Raw genomic sequence first — 25,976 nt, forward strand, 5'->3', positions numbered from 1 at the left:
CGCTCCCGATTTTTTAGAGTATGTTTGGAAATCCGGCTGGTGCCGCGCTGGATATGCGCTTTCGCGCATGTTCCAAACGGGCTCTTGGCTGTCGCATCGTTTTCGCGAAAAACCGGGCCCCACCTTGTCGCACGATGCTTCAGCCCCCTCGATCGGGGGAGTGGATGGCCCACCCGGACTGGGAATTGTCCCGATTTAGCATCTCCCATAGGATTCTGAACGCGGCGCCCACCCCCAGCGCGCCGCGTTCAGGGCTCGCGGCATATGTGTTTGATCTCGCAGACGATCCGTTGTCGGGCATCGGCCTGTCATGGCTGAACCCTTTCTGCTGCCCTTGCGGCATGCGCCGGCGATTTCCCCTGCCGATGCCGTGCCGGTGCTGATTTCCTATTTCGATGCCAATCACATCTGCCGCTTTGCCAATGAGCATCATAATCAATGGTATGGACGCAGCCCCGCAGAACTGGTGGGCCTGCATATGCGCGATTTTCTGGGCGAGGCCGCCTATCAGACCCGGCTGCCCTATCTCGATGTGGTGGCGCAGGGTGAATGCGTCTCGCTGGAAGCCGAGGTGCCGCATTGGAGCGGCGTGTGGCGCGATGCCGCGATCCGCTACATTCCGCTGATGGGCGCGCGTGGCTTCGAGGGCTTTCATACGCTGGTCTTCGATCTCTCGCGAGAGCAACACCGCTTCCACAGCATCTTCGATGGCACGGCGGTGGGTTTCTGGGAGATCGACCTCACCCCTGTCCGGGCCTTTGTGGCCGATCTGGAAGGGCGCGTGCCCGACCTTAAGGCGCTGATCGCCAATGACCTTGGGTTGGTGCGCCGGGTGCTTGATGTCACCCCGGTGCTGGCGATGAATGAAAAGGCCTCGCAGGTGCTGGGCGTCGATCCGCGCGAGGCGGCTGGCCGCATGATGGGCTGGTGGTGCCCCGATGCGAGCCTTGAGGTGTGGAACGAGGTGTTCCTGGGCTATCTGGCAGGCAAGGCGGCCTTCGAGGGTGAAACGCTGATGCGGCGCGAGGATGGCTCGCTGTTCAATGTGCTGATCAGCGCGGCCTACCCCAAGAACCGCGAGGAGCATGTCATCGTCGTGGTCGGGCTGGTCGACATCAGCGAGCGTGTGGCGCGCGAACAGGCGCTGGCCAAGGCGCAGCACGATCTGGCCCATGCCGCCCGCGTCTCGATGCTGGGCGAGATGGTCGCCTCGATCACCCATGAGGTCAACCAGCCGCTGGCCGCCGTAGTGACCAGCGGCCATGCGGCTTTGCGTTGGCTGGCGCGCGGCGAGCCCGATGTGGCCGAGGCGCGGCTGGCGATCCGCCAACTGATCGGCGAGGCCGAGCGCGCCGCCCATATCATCCACCGCACAAGGCAGATGGCCTTCAAGGACACCGGCGAGGCGAAGGCCTTCGATCTTCCCGCCATGCTTCGCGAGGCTGTCGAGATCACGCGCAGTCAGGTCAAGGGGCTGGGGGCGACGCTGGCTCTGGACATTGGCGGGGCGGCTGGCGAGATGATGGGTGACCGTATCCAGTTGCAGCAGGTGGTGATCAATCTGATCGTCAATGCGGCGCAGGCCATGGCGGAGATGCCGGAAGGCGCCCGCCAGATCGTCCTGCATGCGCAATGCGGGGAGGCATCGGTGTCGATCAGGGTCGAGGATGAGGGGCCCGGCTTCGGCAAGATCGCTCCGGACAGGGTGTTCGAGGCCTTTTTCACCACCAAGCAGGGCGGCATGGGCATGGGGCTCTCGGTCTCGAAGAGCATCGTGGAGAGCCATGGTGGAACGATTGAGGCACGGCCCCGCCCTCAAGGCGGCACAATCTTTCAGGTCAGCCTGCCTCTTGTATCATCGCTGTCCGAAATCGCACCGCCGCCATGATGGTCAGGCGATATAGGCCCGGATCACCGGTGGCACGCCGTCGCGAGCTGGCACAGCATGCCATTGCCAATCCGGGATGAGTGTGGGATGCGTCGCCGCAAGGTGCCGCAAATCCGGCTTCCGGCGGATTTCCAAACAGTCTCTCAGATTTCGATGATGCCACGGCGGATCGCTTCGGTGACGGCATGGGTGCGGTCGGAGACGCGCAGCTTGGTAAAGACGCTCTTGAGATGGGTCTTGACGGTCTCTTCCGAAATGCCGAGCCGGTTGGCGACTGCCCGGTTCGAATTGCCGATCGCGATCAGGCGCAGCACTTCGCTTTCTCGTTCGCCCAGCGGCAGATCCTGGGCGGGAAAGGCGAGGCGTGCCGCCAGATCGGGATCGACATGGCGCGCGCCGCCATGAATGACGCGGATCACCTCGATCATGTCCTTGCGGAGGCTGTTCTTGAGCAGATAGCCGCTGGCCCCGGCCTTGAGTGCGCGGGCCGCCTGTGCTTCCCCGGCATAGGTGGTGAGCACGAGGATTCTGGCGAGCGGATCCTCGGCACGGATCGAGGCGATTGCCTGCGTGCCATTGGCACCGGGCATCTGAATGTCCATCAGGGTGACATCGGGACGCAGCGCAAGGAACTGGGTGATGGCCTCATGCCCATCGCCCGCTTCGCCCACCAGCACCATATCGGGCTCATCCTCGAGCAGGGACGCTATGCCCTCGCGCAGGACCGGGTGATCATCGACGACCAGTATACGGATCATGTCGTCGCTATCCATAAGCGCGGGCCGCCACATGATGATGGATGATGCTCATACTGTCCCCGATTGCGCAGTCCCGCGTGAGATCAGGCCATGCCGTAAAGCGGCTTGTGCCAGCAAGTTGCATCGTCATGAAAACCTTTCCCTCCCTCCTTCGGGGGAGGCTTTGCTCCATGCGTCAGGATCGGCGGTATCGCCAGTCATACGCGCGCATGATTGCCCATGCCTGCGGACATAGGGATCGCCGCCCTGAGTCTCCCTTCATATTAACGAGCGTGGGTTCCGCAAGCAGCTTTCGCATTGTGAACGCTCTGGCTCTGCGCGTTACCGGCCAAGCCAACGGGGAAGGACGTGCCTGGGTTTGAAGGCGACTATAGCCGGTATGACAAACGTGATCTCCGTGCCTCTTTCCCCAGAGCTGGCGATCTCCAGCTTGGCAGAGAGGCGCTTTGCCCGTTCGCTCATGCCCAACAGGCCGAAATGACCGGCGCGCTGCCCGGCGGCCAGCACATCTTCCGGAATGCCGCCGCCATTGTCGGACACCGAAATCCTGAGCCCCCTGCGGCCGACATGGGCCGCAATCATGACCTCGGTCGCATCGGAATGGCGCAGCACATTGGTTAAAGCCTCGCCGATGATGCGTTCCACTTCCTCGCCCACCTCGGCGTTGAGCGGCACCATCGGGCCGGTCACCTGCAAGCGGGTCTTGATGTCGGGGGCCTGCGCGAAACGCGTGACCATCCGGGCGAGCAGGTGATCGAGATCAGGATCATCGTCCCACAGGCGCAGACCCTGGACAGTGCGCCGCGTTTCCTCAAGCACATCCTCCGCCTGCTCCAGCGAGGCGTCGAGTTCGGTGAAGGCAGGCGAACCGGGCTCCATCTTCTTGCGCGCACGTTCCACACGGAAGATCAGCGCCTGCACCGATTGCAGCAGCGTATCATGCAGGTCCCGCGCGATCCGCTCCCGCTCCCGCGTGCGTTCCTCCAGCCGCTTGCGAAGCGTTTCCACCGCATAGCCAAGCCTGACACGGTAGATCAGAGCCATCAACGCCATCGCGGCGATCGCGCCGATCACCTTGGGCCACAGCGTTTGCAGGAATGTGGGCGGAACGGTGAAGTTGATCGCCACGGTCTCGGGATTCCAGCGGCCGCTTGCATCGCGGGCCTGCAGTTCAAACCGGTAGCTGCCGTTGTCCAGCGCGGTATAGGCTGCCTGACGGCCCGATCCGGCATCGGTCCAGCCCTGCTCCGATCCTCCCGTCAAGCGATAACGGAAACGGATCTGCGGCGCCTCCGCGATGCTGTCCGAGGTGTATTCGATGTTGATGTCGGGATGGCCTTTGGCCAGCGTCAGCATCCGGGAGGCGGGAAGCGCCTGCCCATTGGATGTGATCAGGCGGATGATGGGGCGCGGCGCCACGGGCGGCGGGCCGTGTTGGGTGACGTCGCGTTGGGCCACCCCCTGGGCGGTGAAGAACCACAGACGCCCTGATGCTGCTGGCAAAATGGTGTTCGCGCAGCAGTTCAGCTGGGAATAGAAAGGCATCTCGGTCACGGCGTCGAGGCTGCGTGCCACAGAATGACCCCGTGGCTGCGAAAACAGCTGCGACCATGCCGGGCCCGACAGATGGGTGATCCCCCGGCTGCCGCTGATCCAGACACCGCCGATGCGATCCCGCGCGATCCCGGAGACCAGGCTGAATTGCGGATAATCGCGCGCGGTCAATGCGTGGAAGCGCTGCCCATCGAAGACGGCAATGCCAAGCTCTCCGCCCAGCAGCATGCCGTCATCAAGTACCTGCGCCGATTGTACAAAGCCGATGTCGAGGCCGCTCTCGGCACCAAAGCGGCGCAGGGTTCCATTGGTAAACAGCGCCAGCCCGTGGTGGTCCAGCCCGAGCCAGAGCCGGTCCTGCCGGTCGAGCACCATCACTCTGGGCGATGCGGCGCCGATCGCCTCCTGAGCGATCACCTGTGTCCAACGCCCCGCCTGCAGGCGGAAGATGCCATCCTGCCGGGTGAGGATCCAGATGCGCCCGGCCCGGTCGATCTGGCAATCCATCAGCATCGGCCCCTTCAGGCCGGCAGGGATGGCGATCTGCTTGAGCCTGCCATTGACGATCTGTGACAGGCCGAAATCGCCACCCGCGTACATCTGCTCCGCGCCGCCGGTGCAGATTCCGCGCACCGTGCCTGGTGCCTTGAGGGTCTTTTGAAGGCGCTCATCGCGCGTGTAGAGCCCGATCGTGTCGTCATCCGCGATGGCCAATGTGCCGCTCGCCGATTGTGCCGCGCGAAAGCCGGTTCTCGGCACGCCGGAGATTTCGTCCCGGCGACCGTAACTCACCGGCGAGAAGCGATCGATGCCAAGGCGTGAACCGGCCCAAACCACGCCATGGCGGTCCTCGAACAAGGCGCCGACGAGATCCGAGGTTAGTCCGCCCTTCTCGCGGTAGCGGGTGGTGATATCACGCTCGGTCACCGGACTTCCTGTGCGGACGGTCTCGGGATGGGCCAGACGCATCAGGCCGGGCTGACGTTGCAGCGCCATCCACAAGCCGCCCGAACGGTCGAACAGCAGTCGGCGCGCGACAAGGCCATGAAAGGCGGACGGTGGCGGCAGGGCGACAGGCAGAGTGCCGGGCTGAGGCGCAATGGGGCGCGTGCCATGGGCCTCGTCAGACAACCAGAGCCGCCCGTCCGGGCCTTGGGCCAGTGTCCACGCTTCCCTCACGGGCACGGTGGTGCGCTCGACGGTCAGCTTGCCGGGGCGGATGAACAGCAGGGCCGATTGCGTGGCGATCCACAGGGTGCCGTCCCTGGCCACCAGCATCACATAGAGGGGGCCGTCCTGAGCCTTGAGCCCACCCTGAAGGGCATGCCAGCGCGTTCCGTCAAACCACGAGAGGCCCTTGACCGAAATGGCCCAGATCCGGCCCTGATGATCCTCGGCAAAGCCCTTGATCGGCCCTGTGGGAAGGCCCTCCTCAAAGGAGCGGACCCGCCCGTCGACAACCATCGATGCCCCGCCGCTGTAATAGCCGAAAAAGACGCGGCCCCGGCTGTCGATAAACATCGAATAGGTCAGATCGCTGCGAAGCCGGTCTGAGCCCGCAGGTTGAAACCGCTGGAACTGCAGGCCATCGAAGAGAAACAGGCCATTGGTGCTCGCCAGCCACAGGTCGCCATTGGGCCCTTGGGCAATCGTTCCGACATCGGGCGGGGAGCCGTTATCAGAAGAATAGGCGAAATGCTTGAAGCTGGCCGCCAGGCGGGGCGTGTCCGGAACGGGTTTTTGCGCCAGCGCGCCGTATGGCATCGCCAGCAGCAAGAGCGCGAGCAGGGATGCGATCAGCAAGCCTGCCCACTGATCTGATCGTCGAAGCAAGATCATGGTTTTTGAATGGCCCCGTCCGGGATGCATCGATTGCGTGATGCCGGTTCAGGCACCCTTTTTGCGAAACAGGCAAAGCATCGTCAACCAGACCTCCGTATCGATCGCCGGGTGCGAACGGATTTTCTGGCGCGAACCACACCGGCGTATGAACGGTCCGCGCCAAGATATGATGGGGTCATCTGCGCGTCTGATCTGATCACGGTCGCTTTGTCGCTAGAGATGCAGCAACGGCAGCCTGTGACGCGCCGTCTGCAAGGAGATCGACCATGAACGCTCACACACTCGCTTATGGCAAAGCCACGGCAGCAGCACCGGGCGGCGCGCTCATCTCCGTGGTGCCCGCGCTGGGCCGCGCGATGATCAGCGCGATCTTTCTGCTGTCGGGCGCTGCCAAGCTTGCCGCGTCGGGCACGACCATCGCCTTCATCCGCGCTTCGGGCGTTCCGCTGGCAGAGGTGGCCTATGGCCTTTCCACTGGTCTGGAGGTTCTGGGCGGGCTTGCGCTGCTGCTGGGCCTTCGGACCCGTTGGATCGCCGCGATCTTCTTCCTCTATGCGCTGGCGACGGCCATCCTCTTCCATGCCAATCTGGACGATCAGAACCAGTTTCTCAATTTCTTCAAGAACATCGCCATGGCAGGCGGGCTGCTTCATGTCGTCGCTCTGGGCGGTGGCCGTCTCAGCCTCGATGCGCGTCAGGCGTGATGCGGCGTATCGATCCTTCCGCAAGGGCAAAGCCCAAACCGTCTGGAGGGCAGGATGCTGGGTGATCTGAATGAACTCAAGACCTTCCGGGCCATTCTGGGCACGGGCAGCCTGACCTCCGCCGCCCGTGAGCTGGGGGCCAGCCTGGCGGTGGTCAGCAAGCGGCTGCGCGCGCTGGAGCGCCGGACCGGTGTGCGGCTGATCAACCGCACCACGCGCGCTCTGTCGCCCACCGAGGCGGGGGCGCGGTTGCTCCGGGGTGTCGAGCAGGCGCTCGATGCCCTGGCCTCCGCCGAGGACTATCTAGCCCGTGGCCGCAGTGAGCCATCCGGAACGCTGCGCGTCAGCGCGCCGGTTGCCTTGGGGCGGCGGCATATCGCCCCCATTCTCGGCGCGCTGACCGGGCGTTATCCGGGCCTGTCGATCTCGCTCGCACTGGAGGATCGCTTCGTCGATCTGGTGGGGGAAGGGCTGGATCTGGCCATCCGGATCGGCGGGCTGGGAGACAGCTCGGCGATGATGCGCAAGCTGGCGGACAGCCGGCGCATTCTGGTCGCCTCGCCGGCCTATCTGGCCGCGCAGGGGCGTCCCAAAAGACCGGGCGATCTGGAGAGCCACAAGCTGCTCTGCAACGGGCATGAGGCCTGGACTCTCGTGGATGGACAAGGCAAGCGCGAACTGATCGACCGACCCGGGCGGCTGCGGGCCAACAATGGCGAAACGCTGGCGGATTGGGCGATTGCCGGGCTCGGCATCGCCTTTGCCTCGGATTTCGATGTCGCCCATTTGCTGGCGGTTGGCCGGCTTGAGCGGATCCTGCCCGACTGGAGCGGCCCCTCCACGCCGGTGACGGCGCTGTATCCTTCAGGCGATTACCTGCCGCTCAAGGTGCGTGTGGCGCTCGATGCTCTCACCAGCCGGTTGATTTCACCATTGGCGGGCATCACCCGCAGTCTGCATGGCGATGTCCCCGCCGAAGAGGTGATGCATGATCCGCAGGTTGACGCCAAGGAGCCGGAATCACCGCAAGCGCTGTGACCCCGGCCCAAAGCCCATGTCAGCGTCGTTGGTTGCTCCTTTGCAGGGCGGCGGTATCCACTGAATTCTCCTGAGCTCCGTCGATGGCGCTCCATTCGGCCTTGGTATGGCAGATGCGCTTGGCGACGATCGAGCTGGTGTCTTCCTCGGCGCGGCAGATCCGCTTTTCCTTCACCGGCTTGGCAGGGGCCGCGTCCGATGGGGCGGTTTGTGCCTGAACCGCCGTCCCCGCCAGCAACGCCAGAGCGGCGATCAATCCGTATTTCATGTCATCTTGCTCCTTCTTTGCATCTTGCCGCCGGGAGAGGCGGTGGCGCCATCGGCGTCTTGCTGGCGCCAGAAACCAGACATTATTGAAAATAATAAGCTATGGAATTTTCCACTCTCTCTCAACCCGGCGTGAAAGATGAAGCATGTCGCACGCGCATAACGTGCCCGGGTGGACTGTAAAAGTGAGGTTTGCCTCCATCGTATAAGCGCGCCCAGCTTCGGAGCTTCCAAGCGCTATCGAAAGCCCGGTATTCGGGTGTGGCCGCCTAGCGCACCCCGTAAGCAGAAAACCGGCGTCATCAGATTTCGCTAATGCCCTGGCGGATCGCCTCGATTACGGCATGGGTCCTGTCGGCCACACGCAGCTTGCCGAACATGCCCTTGAGATGGGTTTTGACCGTCTCTTCGGAAATACCGAGCTGGAGGCCGATCGCACGGTTCGAAAGGCCGAGTGCGATGAGCTTGAGGACGTCGATTTCTCGATTGCTCACGAGGCTGTCGGCTGGCGGAATGGCCAGCCTGGCGGCGATATCGGCATCCAGATGAAGCTCTCCGCCATGCACGGAACGGATCGCCTCGATCAGTTCCTTGCGGAGGCTGCTCTTGACCAGATATCCGGAGGCACCCGCCTTGAGCGCGCGGGCTGCCTGTGCGTCACTCGCATATGTCGAGAGGACCAGGATGATCGCCTGAGGGCCTCGGCTCGGATCGTTGCGATGGCCTGGGTGCCGTTGACCCCCGGCATCTGGATGTCCATGAGCGTGACATCCGGGCACAAGGAGCGAAACAGGTCGATCGCTTCCCCGCCGTCGCCGGCTTCTCCTACCACCGTCATATCCGGCTGGCTTTCAAGCAGCGAGGTGATGCCTTCGCGGACGATCGGATGATCATCGACCACCAGGACGCGAATGGCGGTGTTCCCGCTCACCGGCCTATGCCCGCCATGGCCCACATTCCCTGTCTGTCCCCGGTCTCTCGCATCGGTCATCCGCCGAAAGGTGGCAGGGCGATCTGGCAGGCAGGATCTTCATCACATGCTCTCTGTATATCTTGGCCGGAGCCTACCGGCATCCTTCCATGTGCAGGAAGCGACGATGGCGCCAGTCATACAAGCGCATGATTGTCCTGCCTCTTCGTCTGAGAGGGAGACCTTCAGGTGTGGGCTGCGGATTTCCAGGAAAAGCGCAGATTGGCGGCAACCCGGTCTTCTTCGGAAGCTGACTGCTCAAGAGGTCTCGCTATGAAAACCCTTCGATCCATGGTTGCCCGGATGGCTCTGCTGGCTGGCCTGATTTCGCCTTCGCTTCACGCGCAGGCTGCTCCTGCTGCAGTGGACCTTTCCGATGCGGCGCTGGCCGGTCGGCTGGAAGGCTTTTCCAGCGAGACGGTCGAGGCCAACGGTATCCGTCTGCATTATGTCGTGGGGGGCAAGGGTCCCTTGGTGGTCCTGCTGCCCGGCTGGCCCGAGACCTGGTGGGAGTGGCATCGGATCATGCCCCAACTGGCCCGCACGCATCGGGTGGTGGCGGTCGATCTGCGCGGCATGGGAGGTTCGCAGAAGCCTGCCGATGGCTATGACAAGAAGACCATGGCTGCGGACATCGCCGCGCTGATCCGCCATCTGGGCGGTGGCAAGGCCGACGTGGTTGGCCACGACATCGGTTCGATGGTGGCCTATTCGCTCGCCGCGACCTCGCCCGATCTGGTGAGGCGTCTGGTGCTGGTCGATGTGGCCCCGCCAGACAAGAGTCTCGCCACCTGGCCGATGCTGCCCGGCGTCGGCACTTTCGGCGACAAGGTGGGCGATGGTTCGCATGCCTATGTCTGGTGGTTCGCCTTCCATCAGGTGAAGGGCCTGCCGGAGCAACTGATGGCCGACGGACGCATCCGCATGGAGCAGGACTGGTTCTTCCACTATCTGACCCGCGACGAGACGACGATCGACGCCCTCGACCGGGCCGTCTATCAGGCCGCTTACACGAGCCCCGAGGCGATCCGCGCCGGCGATGCCTGGTATCAGGCCTTTCCACAGGACATCGCCGATGATGAGAGCTATCCCACGCTGAAGATGCCTGTGCTGGCGGTCGGAGGCCCCGGCTACGCCTGGCTGCAGGGCGTGCTCTCTTCGAAGGCTTCCGACTTCAGGATGGTGAGAGCCGAGACGGGCCATTTCATTCCCGAGGAAGACCCAGCCTTTCTCACCGCCCAGTTGCAGGCGTTCCTGAAATGACGAGAGGGCAGGGGACTCGGCTCGCCACCGTTCTCGCCTGCCGCAGAGGTCGGTATATCCGCCACTGTACCGTGCGGGGAAAGCTTCGGTGATCGGAGGCTATCTCGCGAAAGCTGTTCAGGGTGTGCCTACGCCGGCGTTGCTCCTGTTGGGCACAGCGGCGCTCTTTCTGATCCTGTCGCAGTTCTTCAATCCCAGGGTGCAGATGGTGGCGGGGGTCTTCATGCTCTTCGCGGTCGCGACGATCGTCTCATTCTAGGCCAGAACGACGTCGTGGCCGTCCCAACGATTCGGCAGCGCGAAATGTCATATCTACGAGAGGGCGGGCGGCCGAAAAATCTCGGCTTTTCCGCACCTGGTTTCAGCCCCTGATGCTCATGACAGACTGAAATCAGGGCATGTGTATCCGGGCCGGTTCGTGTTCGCCCGGATGCATATCGGTTTGAAAGAAAGGCCTGAGAGGGCCATCATCCGCCCCCGGCCGCCAGCCCGCCAGCGACCGGGGGCGTCGTCCTACTCGGCCAGGATGCGCATCACGGCATCGCGTTCCTCGACCAGTTCGGTCACGCTGCGCTGGATCATCACATTCTGGAAGTCATCGAGTTCGAGGCCCTCGACGCGTTCGATCGATCCGGGGCTGCAGATCGCTGGGACACCGCAGATCAGCCCCTCGGGAATGCCGTATCCACCGGTGGAAGATACCCCCATCGATACCCATTGGCCATTCGATCCAAGCAGCCAGTCGCGCATGTGATCGAGTGCGGCGTTGGCGGCCGAGGCTGCGGAGGAGGCACCCCGCGCCTCGATGATCGCCGAGCCGCGCTGCGCCACGCGCGGGATCAGCGTCTCCATGTACCAGCCCGTGTCGCCGATTTTCGCCGGGAGCGGTTCGTCGCCGGCGGTCGCATAGGTCCAGTCGGCAAACATCGTTGGGGAATGATTGCCCCATACCGCCAACTTCTGGATCTCGCCCACGCCGACCCCTGCCTTCGCGGCCAACTGCCCGGCGGCGCGGTTATGATCGAGCCGGATCATCGAGCCGATGTTGTCGCGATCGAAGCCTGGGGCGTGTTCGGCCAGAATCCATGCATTGGTGTTGGCCGGATTGCCGACCACCAGAACCTTGGCCTCGCGCTTGGCGACACGGTCGAGCGCGGCGCCCTGAGTGCGGAAGATCGCCGCGTTGGCAGCCAGCAGATCACGGCGCTCCATGCCCTTGGAGCGCGGCCGCGAACCGACCAGCAGGGCGGCATCGATGTCTCCAAAGGCGGTATCGGGATCGGCCGTGACGGTCACGCCGTGCAGAAGCGGGAACGCGCAGTCCTCCAATTCCATCACCACGCCATGGACGGCAGGCAGAGCCGGTTCGATATCGAGAAGGTTCAGCACGACCGGCTGATCGGCACCCAGAAGATCGCCACGGGCGATGCGGAAGAGGAGCGCATAGCAGATCTGGCCGGCTGCGCCGCTGACCGCGATAGTTACGGGGGGCTTGGACATGGAATTTTACTCCGATTTCTGAGAGTCAGGAAGGATCAGGCCTTGGGACATGGACCTGGCGGCGAGAGATGGTCGGCCTGTAGGGTGCGGTGGATACGGTTATCTTGCCGGACCCGGGGAAGGGCCAGCCGAGGGCAAGAAGACAGGCAAGCGCTCCTCACCAGAGATGCACTCTGTCTTGAGGTCGCAGATAGAGCCGGTCTCCGGGCTGCACGCCGAAGGCGGCATACCAGCCGTCCACATTGCGCAGAATGCCGTTGACCCGATAGGCCCAGGGACTGTGGACATTCGACATGAGCCGCTTGCGCAGCGCGTCGTCACGGTCCTTGCCCTGCCAGCTCTGCGCGTAAGAAAGGAAGAAGCGCTGATCGCCGGTATAGCCGTCCACGAGCGGTGCTGCGCCGTGGCGGGCGAGATAGCGGTGATAGGCGGCATAGGCTGCCTCCACGCCCGTCAGGTCGCCCAGATTTTCGCCCAGCGTCAGCTTGCCGTTGATATGCTGGCCGGGCAGGGGCTCGTAGGCGCCGAACTGCGTGACCAGAGCATCGGTCATGGCGTTGTAGTGCCGCTCCGTCTCGGGCGTCCACCAGTCGCGCAGGGCGCCTTTCGCATCGTAGTGGCGCCCCTGATCGTCGAAGCCATGGCCGATCTCATGCCCGATAATGGCTCCAGCCGCGCCGTAATTCACCGCAGGATCGGCAGCCGCGTCGAAGAAGGGCGGCTGCAGAATGGCTGCCGCGAAAGTCACCTGATTGCGATTGGGGTCGTTGTAGGCATTGACGATCTGGGGAAACAGGAACCATGCGCCACGGTCCTGCCGCTTGCCAAGCTGAGCCAGCTTGCGCCGCCAGGCGAAATCCTGGGAGGCGGTGATGTTGGCCAGCAGGTCGGTGCGGCTCACTGGCAGGCTGGTGTAGTCGATGTAGTGCTCCGGATGGCCGACGCGCACCTGCATCGCGGCGAGTTTCTCCAGCGCGGCCTTGCGCGTGGCCTCGTCCATCCAGCCCGCACGGGAAATCTGGTCGGCATACGCCGCCTTCAGATCCTCGACCATCTCCTCCACCTGCCGCCCCGTTTCGGCGGACCAGTGTCGCTCGACATACAGTTGGCCGACCTCGTCCCCCAGATGGCTGTTGAGCAGACGGATGCCCTGAGTGGCTCGGTCGCTCTGGCGTGACAACCCGCCCATCGTGCGACCGTAGAAGTCGAAATGCGCGTCGCTGAAGGCGCGTGGCAGGTATTCCGCATGATCGCTCAGGAAGCGGAACAGCAGATAGTCCTTCCAGCCGGCCAGCGGCACATCGGCCACCAGCCGCGAAGCCTCTCGGATCGCGCTGGGCTCGGTGACGATCACTTCAGGCACCGGGCCGATCCCCGCGCTGCGCAGCACGCCCTCCCAGCCGATCTCCGGCGCAAGGGCGTGAAGCGCGGCGGGCGTCATGGGATTGTAGGAGGCGGCATCGTCGCGCTCCTGCTCGGCCGACCACTGCCCTTGCGCGATGCGTGTTTCCAGCGTCAGGACGGCAACAGCGCGATGCTGCGCATCTTTCAGGCCCGCTGCCGTCAGGATATGAGCGATATAGGACAGGTAGGTGGCGCGAAGCTGGCGGCTATGGGCGTCGTCCTGCAGGTAGTCGTCGCGTGAGGGCATGCCCAGAGAGGCCTGCCCCAGAAAGACCGCCGGGCGCGTAGGATCCTTCAAGTCGTCAAGCACGTCCAGGGCAAACGGGCCCGCGAAGGAGGGACGCGCCATCAGCGCTACCAGCTCCGCCTTGTTCCGGATACGCCCGATGCGCTCCAACCAGGGGCGGGCAGGGGCCAGCCCGCGCTGTTCCACTCCCGCCTCGTCCATCCAGGCCTGATAGAAATCCGCAATCTGCTGTTGCTGGGCCGTGGAAGGATTGCGTACAGCATCCTCGACGATCTCGCGGATCTGGCTGCGAGCCCGCCGGGCCAGAGCATCGTGATAGCCTGCGGTCTCGCTGTCGGGTGCGATCTGCGTGGCTTTCAGCCAGTGGCCCTCGACATGGGCGAAGAAATCGTCACCGGGGCGGATGGTCTTGTCCATATCGGCCAGTGCAACGCCCCACGAGCCATAGGTTGGCTGCGCCATGGCCGTATTTGTGGCGCCTGCCATCAACGCCAGGGCCAACCCTGCCCGCAAGACCCGCATCCCAAGTCCAATCCTGCTGTCTCTCAGGCCGAGAGATTTGAATGATGTCTTGCGCCTAGGGCATCTTCATTCAGGCCGACATTATACGCGGGAATGATTGGACGACTGTTCGTCCCAATGCTCCGCGTAGGTCTGGCCGGATTAATGTAGGGCGGCTCATGGCGGTCCCGTCTAAGGCCCTGTATGTCGGCTTTTCAGCGAACCAAGCTACCCTCTGAGGACAAGCCGATGGCGCTTCCTCCAACCACGAAACACGGGCGACTCAACGATGGCTTCACCACGCCGGGTTTGCCAGCTGAATTTTGCACTATCCAATGCCTCGGATTTTGCGCTGACCCGGTCTAGCGCCATCCGAGCCAGATCACGATAGCTTCCGGTTTCACCGTGCGCTGCCTGGCAATGTCGCGTGCTTCGGTTAGCACGGTGCCACCATCCAGCGGCGATTGCCTCCGGGTCGCCCGTATCGTGACATGAGTATGGGGCGCGGTTGCATGGCGTGTCAGCCGCATCAGATCGATCATAACGCCCGATGAGCGCCGCGCATGGCTTACTCCGCCTAACCAGATGGCGCCTGTTCGCCTCGGCAGGAACCTACCGCCGCGCCGCAGGGCCGCAGCATGGGGGAAGGCTGATAGGCAACGAAACGCGCCTTGCCGATCGGCGCCGCCGCCCGGTTGAGCCCGGGGGCCGAGACCTCTGCCTCATCCCATCGCCCGCTGGCGATGCGCCGGCTCAGCGCCTCGATTCCGGCGACGGTCTCGGCGGCGGTGAAGCTGCAATGGCCGGGGGCCTGCACGTAGGCTTGTCGAAGCATCGGCGAGGCCCCGGCGCGGCGCACCAGATCGGCATAGGCGCGTTCATAGGTGACCATGGTGGCGCCGTCGCCGGTGGTGTGCAGAGTCAAAACCGGGCGTTGCAGCCTGCCGCCCGGCACGAAATTGGCACGCATATAGGCCACCGCTTGCGGGTCGGCGGCAATGCGCGGCGCCTTGGCCAGCGCGGCCAGATCCCCGGCCAGCGACAGCCCCGCGCGGGCGTAAAACTGCTCGACCAGCGCGCGCTTGCCTGAGGCGGCCAGCTGCGCGGCATAATCCACGCCGGTGTTCCATGAGGCATTGCCGCCCGCGCGCCGTTCCTGATCCCAGCGCGGGAAGAATACGCCCATGGCGAACCAGCGGGCATAGGCTTGCACACGGCCCTCCAGATCGGGGGAAGCGGCGGGTGGCGCCTTGTCATCGGGCTGGTCGGGCAATTGCGCCAGTGTGGCGGCCAACGCCAGCCGCGCCTGCCCTTGCGGGGCGGCCATGGCCTTGGCGAGCAGCGCATCGACGGCCGGGCCTTCCTCACGGATCGGCGGTTGAGGCGCGCCAGCCTGCCAGATGCCGGTGATGCGCAGGGGCGCGGCGGGATCGACCAGCGTCTTGAGCGCCCATGCGCCATCCAGCGCCTGATTTTCCATCGCCACCACGCCCGAGAGCGAGGCGCACATCGGCATGGCGCCATCGATGCGCTCTGGATGGCGCTCGACCAGCGCGGCGGTGATGAGGCCGCCCATGGATTCGCCATAGGCGATCACCCGGCGCGGCTTGCCGAAACTTTCCTCGAAACGATCGAGCGCGGCGATCTGGTCGGGCACGGCCTGTTCCACCGCCCAGCCCGTCTGGCTGTAGGAACTGCCGAGCAGCGCGTAGCCGCGCGCCAGCAATTGCTCGGCGCCTTCATGCGGCCGGTTGCGGGGCGGGTTCCCGGGGGCAGCGCTGAAACCATGGCTGAACAGCAGCACCGTGCCGTTCCACTTGGCGGGCATATCGATGGCCCAGCCATTGCCATTGGCCATGCGGCCTTCGCGGTGAGTGGCGGCCGTCTGGAGCGTGGTCTGTGCCGAGGCCGCACCAGCGGCGAGTAAGGCGAGAAGGGTGGCAAAACGTCTGGCCATGTCAGTCTTTCCCCGATGCGCGGCGCGTCAGTGTGGTGATCGGCATGTCGCCGTCCAGAGTCAGAATGTGTTCGGCAAGGGCAGCGGCTTCATGCCGCGCATAAGGCTGGGCGGCCTGCTCGGCGCAGGCGATGAATTTCTTCATCATCGCCGCGCGGGAGATCGGGCGCGAGGGGTGACCTGCGGGCAGGGGCACATCGATGGAGAGGCTTGTGCCGTCCTCCAGCATGGCCTCAAGGATGCCGCCGAAAGCGGTGGGTACACGGGCGGGATCGTGTTCGGCCTGCATCCTTGCGGCCAATGCCAGGACATGTGGGTCGGCGCGGGCCTTGTCCTCAAAACTGTGGAGGCCGACCTCGCCATGCACCAGCGCCAGCGCGGCGGTAAAGAAGATGCTGAATTTGGCATCGATGGCGGTGGCAGGGGCCTGTTTGCGCGGGGCGGGCTCGACCAGCATGCGCTGCACATCGCCCACCACCATGGTCAGGCTGGCGATGCCTTGCCATGCGCCGCCCAGTTTTTCACGCAGATCCAGAGCGGCCTCGATATAGGCATGGGTGCCCCGGCAGGCGGGCCAGCGTTTAAAGCTGAGGTTCTCGCCGTGGTAAAGCGAGCCGAGCCGGTCGAGCAACGCGGCGTCATCCCACAGCCCTCCGGCATAGAGGCGATAGAAGCCGCCCTTGCCCTCCAGCGGTTCCTCGAAACCGGTGACACCCGCTTCAGCCAGCAAGGCTGCCGTGACAGCAGCCTGAGCAGGAAAGGCTTCTCGCACAGCGCGGATGGTGGTGGCGTGGCTGTGCTTGATCTCGCCGGGTGCGGTGGCCTGACAGAGCGCCAAAGACAGCGCATCGCGCGTGGCCCGCGCGTCCAGCCCGAGCAGCCTTGCGGCCCCTGCGGCGGCGCCGAAAGCGCCGAGGATCGGCGGCGGATACCAGCCGCTTGTCTCCATCGGTTGCTTGAGGGACAGGGCCATGCGGCAGGTGAGATCGCAGCCAATGGCCATGGCGGCCAGAAAATCCCGCGCGCAGCTGCCACGCTCCTCGGCCAGCGCCATCAGCGCGGGGACCAGCGCAGCATTGGGATGGCAGGGGGCAGCGTCAAAAGCATCCTCGAAATCCAGCGCATGGGCCAGCGCGCCATTGGCAAGCGCCGCCGCCGGAGCCGGCACGCTTTCGTTGTGCCCCAGCAGACTGCTGCGACCCGTGCCGCTGGCCAGTGCCAGCTTGCGGAAGGGCTCGGCCTCGGGGCTGAGGGCGCTGGCCGCCAGCATCACGCCCAGCGCATCAAGCAGCGCCAGCCGCGTTGCCGCCAGCGTGCTCTCCGGGATGGCGCTGGCGGGAGTCCGGGCGATATGGGCGCAAAGCCGGTCGGTCAGCATGGTCTAGCGCGTGGCCAGAAAGGGATCGCGGCGGCAAGCGTAGGAGCTGGCCTTGCTGGTATCGCCTTTGCCGTCATACTGCGCGCTTTCCGGGAAAGAGCAGATCAGACGGGTGAACACCGGCTTGCCTGCAAGCAGCTTGGTGGCGGTGATGGCTTCGGGCGGACGCTTCTGCTCCACCCAGTCGATCACGGACCACAGGATGTCATGCGCGGCATCGCCCGGCGAATTGGCCTGTTTGGAGCCGCCGAACTGGTCCGCCCCCGGCCCGCCCTGACAGTGATACATGCCCGGCACCATCATAAGCCGCACCGCCTCGGCTAGCTTTTGCGGCCCGCCCTGCGCGGCAGCGAGCTTGCGGTAGAAGTCGATGGTAGGGCCCGCGATCACGGATGGGTCCTGCCAGCCTTGGTAGATGATCGCCTTGCCACCGCGCGCGATAAAGGGCGCGATGGCGGTGCTGTCGGCGCGCAGTTGCGGCATGGCGGCGTTGGCTTTGGTCAGATCGCTGGTGCGCTGGAAACTGGCTTCATCCCAGTTCGGATCGTTGTAAACGCCATCGGCCCACATTTCGCGCAGCAGAGGCGAGGGCGGTCCCGGGCGAGTGCGCACGCCGGGCAGCAGGCCCTTGTCCATCGGCTTGCCCTTTTCGTCGGGCATGGGGCCGATGATCGCCGTCAGCATGGCCAGCTTGGGCTGGGTGAGGCAGTTGCCGCTCTGGCCCGGCTTGCACAGCAGGGTGGCGGGTTTGAACGTACAGGTCAGCGGGTTTTCCACCACGCCATCCTTCACGCCATCCTTGCCGTCGCAGGCATCGAAGGTGGCTTTCTCGTAGGCCGACCAGTCGGCATCGCTGAGCGCGCCTGACGGGTTCCTTTTTTGCAGCAACGAGAAATACATCATCCGCACCGAGATCAGCGGCATATAGGGCCCGGGCGCTCCGGCAACGATGCCGTCGTAATCCTGCGGATAAAGTTCCAGTTCCTTCAACCCCTGCCGCCCCCCGCCCGAGCAGCCGAGAAAATAGGCATGATCGGCGGGGCGGGCGTAAAAGCGCGCCACCAGCGCCTTGGCCGCCAGCGTGGCAAGATGGGTGGCGCGGTGCTCGTAATCCTTGCGCGCCTTGGGATCGGCCATCCAGCGCGTGTTGGTGAGCTTGTGACCGCTGTCGGTGGTGACGGCGGCGAAGCCTTCGGTCACGCGTTGGCCCAGGTCGGTGTAGTTGAACACACCCGCATCGCCGCCCACGCCCGCGCCCAGCAGGCGGTGGTTCCAGGCGCCTGCCATTGGCAGCCAGACTTCGAAGCCGATGTTGCCCTCGATCGTGCCTTCCACCCGGCAGAGCGGCACCTGCACGGCCAAGGCCTTATAACCGCCCGGCGTGTCGGGCTGGAAGGGATGGCCCGGCGTGGGGGTGATGGCGGTGACGCTGCGCACCACCACGCCATTGCCTTGCGCGCCTTGCAGGCTGGAACAGTCCTGCGCCATGGCGGGCGCCGCCCATGCCGCGCCCAGCAGGGGAGCTGCCAGCCATAAGGCGCGCATCAGAACTTTACTCCGGCGGTCAGCGAGATCACGCGCGGCATCGGATTGGCCGATTGCGCGTCGTAGCCGCGCGTCTGGTCGACGAAGGGCGGGTTCTGGTTGAACAGATTGCGCGCATCGATCGAGAGGTTGAAACGCTCGGTCACATCCACCCCGACATAGGCATCGACCGAGTTGTAGGAGGCGACGGTCTGATAGGGAATGACGCCGGTGTTGCTGTAGCCGCCCAGATGGTTGAGCGTGAGGCGGGTGCGCAGCTTGTGCCATGTCGCGCCGATGTCGGCCTGCATGCGGAACTGCTGCGGGAAGTTGATGGTGTTGATCACGCTGGTGAAGGCCGAACCCGGCACCGCCTGGAAATTATAGCGCGTGTAATAGGTGCCCTGCACCCCGCCATCCAGCTTCACATCGCCGAAGGTATGGCCGTAATTCACCCCGAAATCGAAGCCGCTGACCAGCGAGCGACCCAGATTCTGCCGCCGCCCATCGACGATAAAGGCCACCGCCGAGGTGTTGATCGCATTGTTGAGCGGCAGGCCAGAATTGACCAGCGCGCTGACCTGCGCGGCGCTGGGGTTGAAGGTGACGAAGGAGGCATAGAGCGGATTGGTCAGAATGCCCGAGGTGCCGCGCAGCGCCTGGATCTGGTTGCGATAGTCGATGTCGAAATAGGTGAGGGTGGCGACCAGACCCTGCACCGCATGGGGTGCGAACTCTACCCCCGCCGACCAGGTGCGCGCGGTTTCGGGCTTCAACTGCGGGTTGCCGCCCGCGATGCCGATGCCGGTCAGATTGCCGCTGGGGCCGGGCAGCGTGTCGTAATAGAGGCCCGCGCCGCCCGCCACCTGCGACACCTCGGTAAAGGTCGGGGCGCGGAAGGAGGTGCCGTAGGAGCCGCGCACCGTCACGCCCGACACCGGCTTCCAAGTGAGGCCCACCTTGGGGTTGGTGGTGCTGCCGAAGTCGCTGTAATGTTCATAGCGGCCCGCCAGTGACAGAGTGAGCTGCTGGAAGGCGGGAATGGCATTCTCGCCGCTGAAAATCGGCACATAGAGTTCGCCGAACAGCGCCTTCACATTGCGCGACCCTGCGTCGGCCGTGTGAACCTGTGCCGCCGAATTGCCGCTGACCAGATCGGTGAAGGTATATTCCTTGCGATATTCGCCGCCCACCGCCACGCGCAGCTTGCCGCCGGGCAGATGCAGCAGCGATCCGCTGAATTGCAGGTTCGCGACATCAAGCTTGGTCGCGCCGATGATCTGGAAGTAATTGTCGTGGATCTTGGCCAAGGTCGCCGGATTGTTGGCTCCGCCAAACACATTGAGCGCGGTGGCCGGATTGGTATCGGCCAGAGCGGCGGCCAGCGCGGCGGCATTCACACCCAGTCGCCTGTCGGATACGTCCTTGCTCTCGCCATGGCCGTAATAGACGGTGCCGGTCCAGTCCGAGGCGAATTTCAGCTCCGCGCCCGCCGTCGCATTCCACGAATAGGCGTGATAGGGCGAGATATCCGAACCGAGTTCAGGCACCAGCGAATAGGTCACCGTTTCCGACCGCAGCCCCGCCACCGGCGAGACGAAGAAGGGATTGGTGTTGGGCACGGTGGCGGTGAAGGTGTCGGTGTTGCCCCAGATCTGGCCGTCGCGATAGGAATAATAGCCGTCACCGAACAGGCGCAGATTGTCTGTCAGGTTCTGGCTGAAATTGGCCACCGCGCTGAAGCGTTGCTGCGAGGGGATGACGGCATCGCGGTTGTTGTAGAAGCATTTGTTGCTGGTGCCCGCCTGCAGCGAACCGACATTGGCGCTCGTCACCCCGCCCGCCGGAATGGCATAGGTGTTGCCGCCCGCCGTGATCGTGCCGGGGTTGCAGGTGTTGACGCGCAGGTCTCGCCCGCCGCGATAACGGTTGTCATCCTGATACCATGACAGGTCGCGGGCAAAGAGCGGGGAGTTACGGGTGTATTCCCCCGCGATGGTGAAATAGCCGCTGTCCCATTTCTGCCCATGGATGGCCGAGAAGAGCTGCTCATTATAGCTGCCATCGTCGGTAAAACCGCTGCGCGCCTTGAATTCGGTGCCACTGAAATTCTTGCGCAGGATGAAGTTCACCACCCCCGCAATGGCGTCTGAGCCATAGATGGCCGAAGCGCCATCGGCCACCACCTCCACGCGGCTGAGCATGATCGAGGGGATCACCGAAGGGTCTGTGAACTGGCCCTGCGTGCCCATGGGGGGCAGGCGCTTGCCGTCATAGAGCACCAGCGTGGCATTGGTGCCGATACCGCGCAGGTTGATCCCCGCACCACGCGTCGCATTGGCGGCGCCGTTCTGCGCGGTGCCGCCATTGCGGTTCTGCCCCAGCCCGACGACCTGAGGCACGCGGCGCAGCAGATCGTTGGCCGAGGTAACGGGTTCTTGCGCGATCTTGGTCTGATCGAGCGCGATCACCGAGGACCCCACGGCGGCCACGCCCTTGATGCGGCTGCCGGTGACAATGATTTCGGCGTCGCTCTTGGTGGTGGGGGCCTGATCGGCGGCAGGGGCCGATGCGAGTGCTGGGGCGGTCTGCGCGGCGACCGGCGTGGCCAGTGCGATGGCCAGCGCGCCAATCGCAATGCCGGGGGCTTTGCGCAGGACGGATGTTTCTGCGAAAATCATGGAAATCTCCTCTCTGAACATGCGCCGCCTTCGTTTGGGCGGGTCACGGGAATGGTGGGATCAGATCATGGGGCTTCAGCCCTGGCGGTCTGACGCGTGACGCCCAGCCGGGGCGCCACGGAAAGCAGGATGATGGCACCGATCAGGATCAGAGCGCCGACCAGATCGGGCGTTCCCGGCCAGGGCAGGCCCCAGCCCAGCGCCAGCAGCAGCGATCCCGCCACACCGGCGACCAGGCTGGAGGCCCGCTCCATCGGCACGCAATAGGCGTTCTCGCGCGCGTCGAGCAGGATCACGGCAGAGAAGATCGAGACGATGGTGAGGGTCAGCGCGATGGCGGCCAGCCACCAGATCACGCTGTCGCTCCACACCTGCACGAAGCCGATGCCCAGTTGCCCGGCCTGCCCGCCGATGCCGCTGGCCGAGAGCAGCGCCAGCGCCAGCACCGCCAGCGGGAGCGCGACCAGCTTTTCCTCGACGAAGTAGCGGCGCACCGAAGCGGCCTCGCCCGATTTGGCGACGCGCGTCATCACGGCCAGGCGGATGAAATAGCCCAGAGTGTAAAGCACGACATCGAGGATCGCGAGCGGCGGCAAAGCCAGCCCGCCATGGGCGCGCAGGGTGATAAACAGCGCAAAAGCCACCATCACCAGCGCGGCCCAGCTCCACCAGCGCACGCGGCGGCCAAACATCAGATCGACCAGCGGCGCGATGATCAGAATGTCGCCGCGCATCAGCAGCTGGATAAAGGGAATGCTCACCCCCTTGAAGGTGAAGGACAGCGGCACGGTGAAGAGCACCAGCGCGGTGCCCACGCCCGACAGCATGGTGTAGCGCGTCGGCACCGGCAGGCGCAGGCTGCCCAGTTGCACGCCATGCGCCTCGCGATGCCAGCCCGAGAGCCAGATGAAGGCCCAGGTCATCACCATATTGAGGATCAGCGAGGCGGGCAGGGTTTCCAGCCCGGTGAGAGGGCGCCCGAGCGCCGCGCTGGGCAGGGTCGTCACCAGCTTGGTAAGAATGATGTTGGGCAGATAGGAGAGAAAATAGAGGAAGACGATGCCTTCCAGCGAGATGTTCAGCCGCGCTTTCATGCCACGATCTCCACCATATGCTCGCCCTGCCGGTAGCGGGCGCTCAAGCCTGCTTCCTGCGTGACGGCGGTGAGATAATCCACCACTTGCGTGTGGCGCGGATCGCCCGGTGCGACAAGGCGCGGCACGGCATCGCGGTCGATGTAGAGCGGCAGGAAGCCGCTGCGCTGGATACGGCCTTCGGCGATCTCGAAACGGGCGATGATCGACAGGCGCGAGGCTTCGGGGAAATTGTAGAGGCCCTCGAAATCGGGCTCCCATGTTTCGGCCAGCACGCGGATCTCGTTCCAGCTTTTGGAGGCGGCATGGGCGGCGTCCATCTTCAGATCGGTGGCGAAGTTGCACAGCGAGTGGAAGACCGGCTTGCCATCGATGATGTCGCAGCCTTTCAGGATATGCGGGTGGCCGCCAAGAATGGCATCGGCCCCGGCGGCAATGGCAGCGCGGGCGACATCATGGGCGTAATCGGGGATGGTCGCCCGCACGAAATGGATGCCCCAGTGCAGCGAGACGAAGACGACATCGGCCTGCGCCTTGGCGGCGCGAATGTCGGCCTCCAGCGCGGCCAGATCCTCGCGATGGGGGTAGGAATGGGTGCGCGGCGGCGTGCCGGGCTGATCGTGCTCGATCTGCTCATAGATGGTGAAGGCGCGCATCGGAGCGCAGCCGGGGCGGCGCTCATCCGCCCAATAGGCCATGGGCAGGATGCTGGAATAGGCAAGGAAGGCGACCGTCGTGCCATCGGGCAGGGTGTAATGCACCGGGGCGCGGGCCTGAGCGATGTTGGCGCCCGCGCCCACCACCTGCATGCCGTTGTTTTCGATATGCGTTCTGGTTTCGAAAAAGGCGTCATTGCCCCAGTCGAGCACATGGTTGCCCGCCATGGAAATCAGGTCGAACCCGGCCCGGCCCAGCGCGGCGGCGCCATCGGGGCGGGCCAGCACGGCATGGCGGGCTTGCGGCGCGCGCACGCCTTTCTCGGCAAAGCTGGTTTCCAGCTGGCCGAAGGTGATGTCGGCGGCGGTCAGCACATCGCGGGTGGCGGTGAAGCTTTCGTCGTAATCGGCGCGGTCCATCGCCAGATCGCCGACGGCCAGAACGATGCCGGGCTTGCTCATGCGTCACCTGTGAAATGGATGGGCACGCTCAGCGCGCCGATTTCGGGGAAGCGGGTGGGTTTGGGCTCGCCATCCAGCGTGAAGGCGGTGGCGGCGGCCAGCAATTCCTCGATGGCGATGCGCAGCTCCAGCCGGGCGAGCCCCGCGCCCACGCAATTGTGTGGCCCGCGCCCGAAAGCCAGCGAATCCTTCATATTGGGCCGGTCGATCCGGAAGCTGTCGGGATCGTCGAACACATCGGCATCGCGGTTGGCCGAGGCATAGACCAGCGTGATCGGCTCGCCCTGCGGGATGGTGCGGTCGCGGATCGTCACCGGACAGGTGGCGGTGCGCGCAAAACCGCGATAGGGCGCATAGAGCCGCAGAAATTCCTCGATGGCGGCGGGCATCAGCTCGGGCTGGGCGCGCAGTTGCGTTTGCAGATCGGGATGGCGCGCCAGATGCACCGCAATCGAGCCGATGACCACGCTGGGCGCGATCAGCCCGACGACCAGCACCTGGCGGATGGTGCCGACGATCATCTCCTCGGGCAGCGGCTCGCCATCGACGCGCACCGCGAGCAGGGCGCTGGTGGCATCCTCATCGACCGGCAGCGGGGCGATGCGGCGCTGCGCCACCACGGCGCGCGCCATATCGTAGAGCAGCAGGCTGGTTTCCTTGGTCGTCTCCATATCCGCCGATTGTACGGCGACATTGTAGCGCTTGCCCGCATCGGTGAGGGCGACGATGGCCTCCTCATCCAGATTCATCCAATGGGCAAAGACCGACACTGGCATGGGCGCGCCATAATCGGCGCAGACATCGCCGCCGCCGCGCGCCACCATCGGCGCGAGCAACGCCTTGCAGATGCCGCGCACCACGGGTTCGAGCCGGGCGATGCGCTTTTCGGTGAAGAGCGGCGCCAGCGCGCGGCGATAGGGCGTATGTTCGGGCGGATCGAGATGGAGTGGGGGGCGCCGACCGGTGAAGGCCACCTTGGGCACCACATTCTGCTGCGAGGTGATGAAGGTCTGCCAGTCGGCGGCGGCCCTGGCCACATCGTCATGCTTCATCAGCGCCCAGAAGCCGCCCCAGGCATCGCTGTGGGCGACGGGGCACTGGGCGCGCAGGCGTTGGTAATCGCCATGCGCGCTGTCGAAGGTTTCCGGCTGGAGGGGGTCGAAATCATGAGCCATGAATCGGGGTGTAAGTGTGAATGAAAGCGCTTGCAATACTCTTTGCAAAATTTTGACAGATCGCTAACCCATGTTGCATGAATGCTCGCACCCCACGCCTTGAAGAGGTGGCCTCGCTGGCTGGTGTTTCCACCGCCACGGTCTCGCGCTTTCTCAACAACCCCGCCATGGTGGCGCAGCAGACCGCGCAGCGGGTGCAGGCGGCCATCGTCGAGACCGGCTATCTGCCCAATCTCAATGCCGGAGCGCTCGCCTCCAACCGCTCGCGGCTGATCGCGGCGCTGGTGCCCGATATCGCCCAGTCGATCTTCAACGATACGATGGAAGCGATGATCGAGCAGCTTTCCGCCGATGGCAACAGCGTGGTCATGTCGCTGACAGGCCCCGACAATCGCCGTCTGGAGGCGCAGATCGATGCCGCGCTGTCGCGCCGGGTCGATGCCATCATCCTGACCGGCATCGTCAGCGATCTGGAAACCCGCAAAAGGTTGAAAAGCCAGTCGGCCACAGTGATCGAGACCTGGGGCCTGCCGGAGGACCCCATTGATGTCGCGGTGGGTTTTTCCCATGCCGCCGTGGGGCGCGAGATGGCGCGTTTCCTGCACGGCAGGGGCTATCGCCGCCCGCATCTGGTGGTGCCGCGCTCGGGTCGTTCGCAGGCGCGCGCCTCCAGCTTTGCCGAGCACTGGATGGCCGATGGCGGCGAACAGCCCAGCATTCTGGAGGTCAACATTCCCAGCCATTTCGGGCAGGGACGGCTGGCGTTTCGCGGGCTGACCGATCTGGAGCATCGCCCCGATGTGGTGGTCTGCGGTTCGGACTGGATCGCGCAGGGCCTGCTGGTGGAGGCGCAGGCTGCCGGTGTGCGCGTGCCCGATCAACTGGCGGTGACGGGCTTCGGCAATCTGCGGCTGGCGGGCGATATGCGGCCCACGATCACCTCGGTCGATATCGATGGCGCGCGGATCGCTTCGGAGGTGCATCGTATCCTGCGTGCCCGTGCGGCGGGAGAGGTTCTACCCTCCTCGCTGGTTGATGTGGGGTTCCGCATCATCGCGCGGGAAAGCGCCTAGGCCAGGCTTTGCAAGATTGAATGAAAGGGCTTGCATAGAA

At 64.6% G+C, this 25,976-nt stretch carries 18 protein-coding genes and 1 pseudogene; 6 read left to right on the forward strand and 13 right to left on the reverse strand.

Annotated features, from left to right (window positions below; translation table 11 throughout):
* Window positions 1-310: 310 nt before the first annotated feature.
* Window positions 311-1,888 carry an ATP-binding protein gene (locus ABDW49_RS22340; RefSeq protein WP_343615369.1) on the forward strand — a complete coding sequence of 526 codons (1,578 nt, stop codon included), beginning with the start codon at window positions 311-313 and terminating at the stop codon, window positions 1,886-1,888.
* Between the two features lie 143 nt (window positions 1,889-2,031).
* Here ABDW49_RS22340 and ABDW49_RS22345 read toward each other — a convergent pair whose 3' ends face one another.
* Window positions 2,032-2,646 carry a response regulator transcription factor gene (locus ABDW49_RS22345; protein ID WP_343615370.1) on the reverse strand — a complete coding sequence of 205 codons (615 nt, stop codon included), beginning with the start codon at window positions 2,644-2,646 and terminating at the stop codon, window positions 2,032-2,034.
* 321 nt (window positions 2,647-2,967) lie between these two features.
* Window positions 2,968-6,003 (reverse strand): ATP-binding protein, encoded by a 3,036-nt coding sequence (locus ABDW49_RS22350; protein WP_343615371.1) that lies wholly within the window; start codon window positions 6,001-6,003, stop codon window positions 2,968-2,970.
* 305 nt (window positions 6,004-6,308) lie between these two features.
* Between ABDW49_RS22350 and ABDW49_RS22355 the strand changes: the two genes are divergently transcribed.
* Complete coding sequence (locus ABDW49_RS22355; RefSeq protein WP_343615373.1) at window positions 6,309-6,746, forward strand: DoxX family protein; 438 nt, start codon at window positions 6,309-6,311, stop codon at window positions 6,744-6,746.
* A gap of 54 nt (window positions 6,747-6,800) precedes the next feature.
* A complete protein-coding gene (locus tag ABDW49_RS22360; RefSeq protein ID WP_343615374.1) occupies window positions 6,801-7,784 on the forward strand; it encodes a LysR family transcriptional regulator in 984 nt (327 codons plus the stop codon).
* A 19-nt stretch (window positions 7,785-7,803) separates the two neighbouring features.
* Here the strand turns inward: ABDW49_RS22360 and ABDW49_RS22365 are convergent, their stop codons facing one another.
* Entirely contained in the window at window positions 7,804-8,052 is a 249-nt protein-coding gene (locus ABDW49_RS22365; protein WP_343615376.1) for a hypothetical protein, read from the reverse strand.
* Window positions 8,053-8,353: 301 nt separating this feature from the next.
* Window positions 8,354-8,982 (reverse strand): annotated as a pseudogene (locus ABDW49_RS22370) (response regulator transcription factor).
* A 312-nt stretch (window positions 8,983-9,294) separates the two neighbouring features.
* On the opposite strand from ABDW49_RS22370, the gene ABDW49_RS22375 reads away from it, so the two are divergent.
* Window positions 9,295-10,284, forward strand: coding sequence for an alpha/beta hydrolase (locus ABDW49_RS22375; RefSeq protein ID WP_343615378.1), 990 nt, complete (start codon window positions 9,295-9,297; stop codon window positions 10,282-10,284).
* A gap of 88 nt (window positions 10,285-10,372) precedes the next feature.
* Window positions 10,373-10,543 (forward strand): hypothetical protein, encoded by a 171-nt coding sequence (locus tag ABDW49_RS22380; protein WP_343615380.1) that lies wholly within the window; start codon window positions 10,373-10,375, stop codon window positions 10,541-10,543.
* A 254-nt stretch (window positions 10,544-10,797) separates the two neighbouring features.
* Here ABDW49_RS22380 and ABDW49_RS22385 read toward each other — a convergent pair whose 3' ends face one another.
* From ABDW49_RS22385 to ABDW49_RS22425, 9 genes are all read right to left on the reverse strand, one after another.
* Window positions 10,798-11,784: a malate dehydrogenase gene (locus ABDW49_RS22385; RefSeq protein WP_343615382.1), complete on the reverse strand. Its 987-nt coding sequence runs from the start codon at window positions 11,782-11,784 to the stop codon at window positions 10,798-10,800.
* Window positions 11,785-11,941: 157 nt separating this feature from the next.
* On the reverse strand, window positions 11,942-13,897 hold the full coding sequence (locus ABDW49_RS22390; protein ID WP_343615384.1) for a M13 family metallopeptidase: 1,956 nt from the start codon (window positions 13,895-13,897) through the stop codon (window positions 11,942-11,944).
* 616 nt (window positions 13,898-14,513) lie between these two features.
* A complete protein-coding gene (locus tag ABDW49_RS22395) occupies window positions 14,514-15,893 on the reverse strand; it encodes an alpha/beta fold hydrolase (protein WP_343615386.1) in 1,380 nt (459 codons plus the stop codon).
* A gap of 1 nt (window position 15,894) precedes the next feature.
* Complete coding sequence (locus ABDW49_RS22400) at window positions 15,895-17,271, reverse strand: MmgE/PrpD family protein (RefSeq protein ID WP_343615388.1); 1,377 nt, start codon at window positions 17,269-17,271, stop codon at window positions 15,895-15,897.
* A gap of 3 nt (window positions 17,272-17,274) precedes the next feature.
* Window positions 17,275-18,816 carry a tannase/feruloyl esterase family alpha/beta hydrolase gene (locus tag ABDW49_RS22405; RefSeq protein ID WP_343615389.1) on the reverse strand — a complete coding sequence of 514 codons (1,542 nt, stop codon included), beginning with the start codon at window positions 18,814-18,816 and terminating at the stop codon, window positions 17,275-17,277.
* Window positions 18,816-21,476, reverse strand: coding sequence for a TonB-dependent receptor (locus ABDW49_RS22410; RefSeq protein ID WP_343615390.1), 2,661 nt, complete (start codon window positions 21,474-21,476; stop codon window positions 18,816-18,818). Before ABDW49_RS22410 ends, ABDW49_RS22405 begins: the two co-directional genes overlap by 1 nt.
* Before the next feature lie 65 nt (window positions 21,477-21,541).
* Window positions 21,542-22,570: a hypothetical protein gene (locus ABDW49_RS22415; protein ID WP_343615392.1), complete on the reverse strand. Its 1,029-nt coding sequence runs from the start codon at window positions 22,568-22,570 to the stop codon at window positions 21,542-21,544.
* On the reverse strand, window positions 22,567-23,688 hold the full coding sequence (locus tag ABDW49_RS22420) for a CapA family protein (protein ID WP_343615394.1): 1,122 nt from the start codon (window positions 23,686-23,688) through the stop codon (window positions 22,567-22,569). Before ABDW49_RS22420 ends, ABDW49_RS22415 begins: the two co-directional genes overlap by 4 nt.
* Complete coding sequence (locus tag ABDW49_RS22425; RefSeq protein ID WP_343615396.1) at window positions 23,685-24,863, reverse strand: cytochrome P450; 1,179 nt, start codon at window positions 24,861-24,863, stop codon at window positions 23,685-23,687. The genes ABDW49_RS22420 and ABDW49_RS22425 overlap by 4 nt, the downstream gene beginning before the upstream one ends.
* A 77-nt stretch (window positions 24,864-24,940) precedes the next feature.
* Between ABDW49_RS22425 and ABDW49_RS22430 the strand changes: the two genes are divergently transcribed.
* Window positions 24,941-25,936 carry a LacI family DNA-binding transcriptional regulator gene (locus ABDW49_RS22430; protein ID WP_343615398.1) on the forward strand — a complete coding sequence of 332 codons (996 nt, stop codon included), beginning with the start codon at window positions 24,941-24,943 and terminating at the stop codon, window positions 25,934-25,936.
* The last annotated feature ends 40 nt before the right edge of the window (window positions 25,937-25,976 follow it).

The sequence above is a fragment of the Novosphingobium sp. genome, assembly GCF_039595395.1.
Classification (GTDB): Bacteria; Pseudomonadota; Alphaproteobacteria; order Sphingomonadales; family Sphingomonadaceae; genus Novosphingobium.

What these genes read in the sequence shown, in the direction of transcription:
- ABDW49_RS22340 (WP_343615369.1), top strand. Translation starts at nt 311, where the DNA reads ATGGCTGAACCCTTTCTGCTGCCCTTGCGGCATGCGCCGGCGATTTCC.
- ABDW49_RS22345 (WP_343615370.1), bottom strand. Translation starts at nt 2,646, where the DNA reads ATGATCCGTATACTGGTCGTCGATGATCACCCGGTCCTGCGCGAGGGC.
- ABDW49_RS22355 (WP_343615373.1), top strand. Translation starts at nt 6,309, where the DNA reads ATGAACGCTCACACACTCGCTTATGGCAAAGCCACGGCAGCAGCACCG.
- ABDW49_RS22360 (WP_343615374.1), top strand. Translation starts at nt 6,801, where the DNA reads ATGCTGGGTGATCTGAATGAACTCAAGACCTTCCGGGCCATTCTGGGC.
- ABDW49_RS22365 (WP_343615376.1), bottom strand. Translation starts at nt 8,052, where the DNA reads ATGAAATACGGATTGATCGCCGCTCTGGCGTTGCTGGCGGGGACGGCG.
- ABDW49_RS22375 (WP_343615378.1), top strand. Translation starts at nt 9,295, where the DNA reads ATGAAAACCCTTCGATCCATGGTTGCCCGGATGGCTCTGCTGGCTGGC.
- ABDW49_RS22385 (WP_343615382.1), bottom strand. Translation starts at nt 11,784, where the DNA reads ATGTCCAAGCCCCCCGTAACTATCGCGGTCAGCGGCGCAGCCGGCCAG.
- ABDW49_RS22390 (WP_343615384.1), bottom strand. Translation starts at nt 13,897, where the DNA reads ATGGCGCAGCCAACCTATGGCTCGTGGGGCGTTGCACTGGCCGATATG.
- ABDW49_RS22395 (WP_343615386.1), bottom strand. Translation starts at nt 15,893, where the DNA reads ATGGCCAGACGTTTTGCCACCCTTCTCGCCTTACTCGCCGCTGGTGCG.
- ABDW49_RS22400 (WP_343615388.1), bottom strand. Translation starts at nt 17,271, where the DNA reads ATGCTGACCGACCGGCTTTGCGCCCATATCGCCCGGACTCCCGCCAGC.
- ABDW49_RS22405 (WP_343615389.1), bottom strand. Translation starts at nt 18,816, where the DNA reads ATGCGCGCCTTATGGCTGGCAGCTCCCCTGCTGGGCGCGGCATGGGCG.
- ABDW49_RS22410 (WP_343615390.1), bottom strand. Translation starts at nt 21,476, where the DNA reads ATGATTTTCGCAGAAACATCCGTCCTGCGCAAAGCCCCCGGCATTGCG.
- ABDW49_RS22415 (WP_343615392.1), bottom strand. Translation starts at nt 22,570, where the DNA reads ATGAAAGCGCGGCTGAACATCTCGCTGGAAGGCATCGTCTTCCTCTAT.
- ABDW49_RS22420 (WP_343615394.1), bottom strand. Translation starts at nt 23,688, where the DNA reads ATGAGCAAGCCCGGCATCGTTCTGGCCGTCGGCGATCTGGCGATGGAC.
- ABDW49_RS22425 (WP_343615396.1), bottom strand. Translation starts at nt 24,863, where the DNA reads ATGGCTCATGATTTCGACCCCCTCCAGCCGGAAACCTTCGACAGCGCG.
- ABDW49_RS22430 (WP_343615398.1), top strand. Translation starts at nt 24,941, where the DNA reads ATGAATGCTCGCACCCCACGCCTTGAAGAGGTGGCCTCGCTGGCTGGT.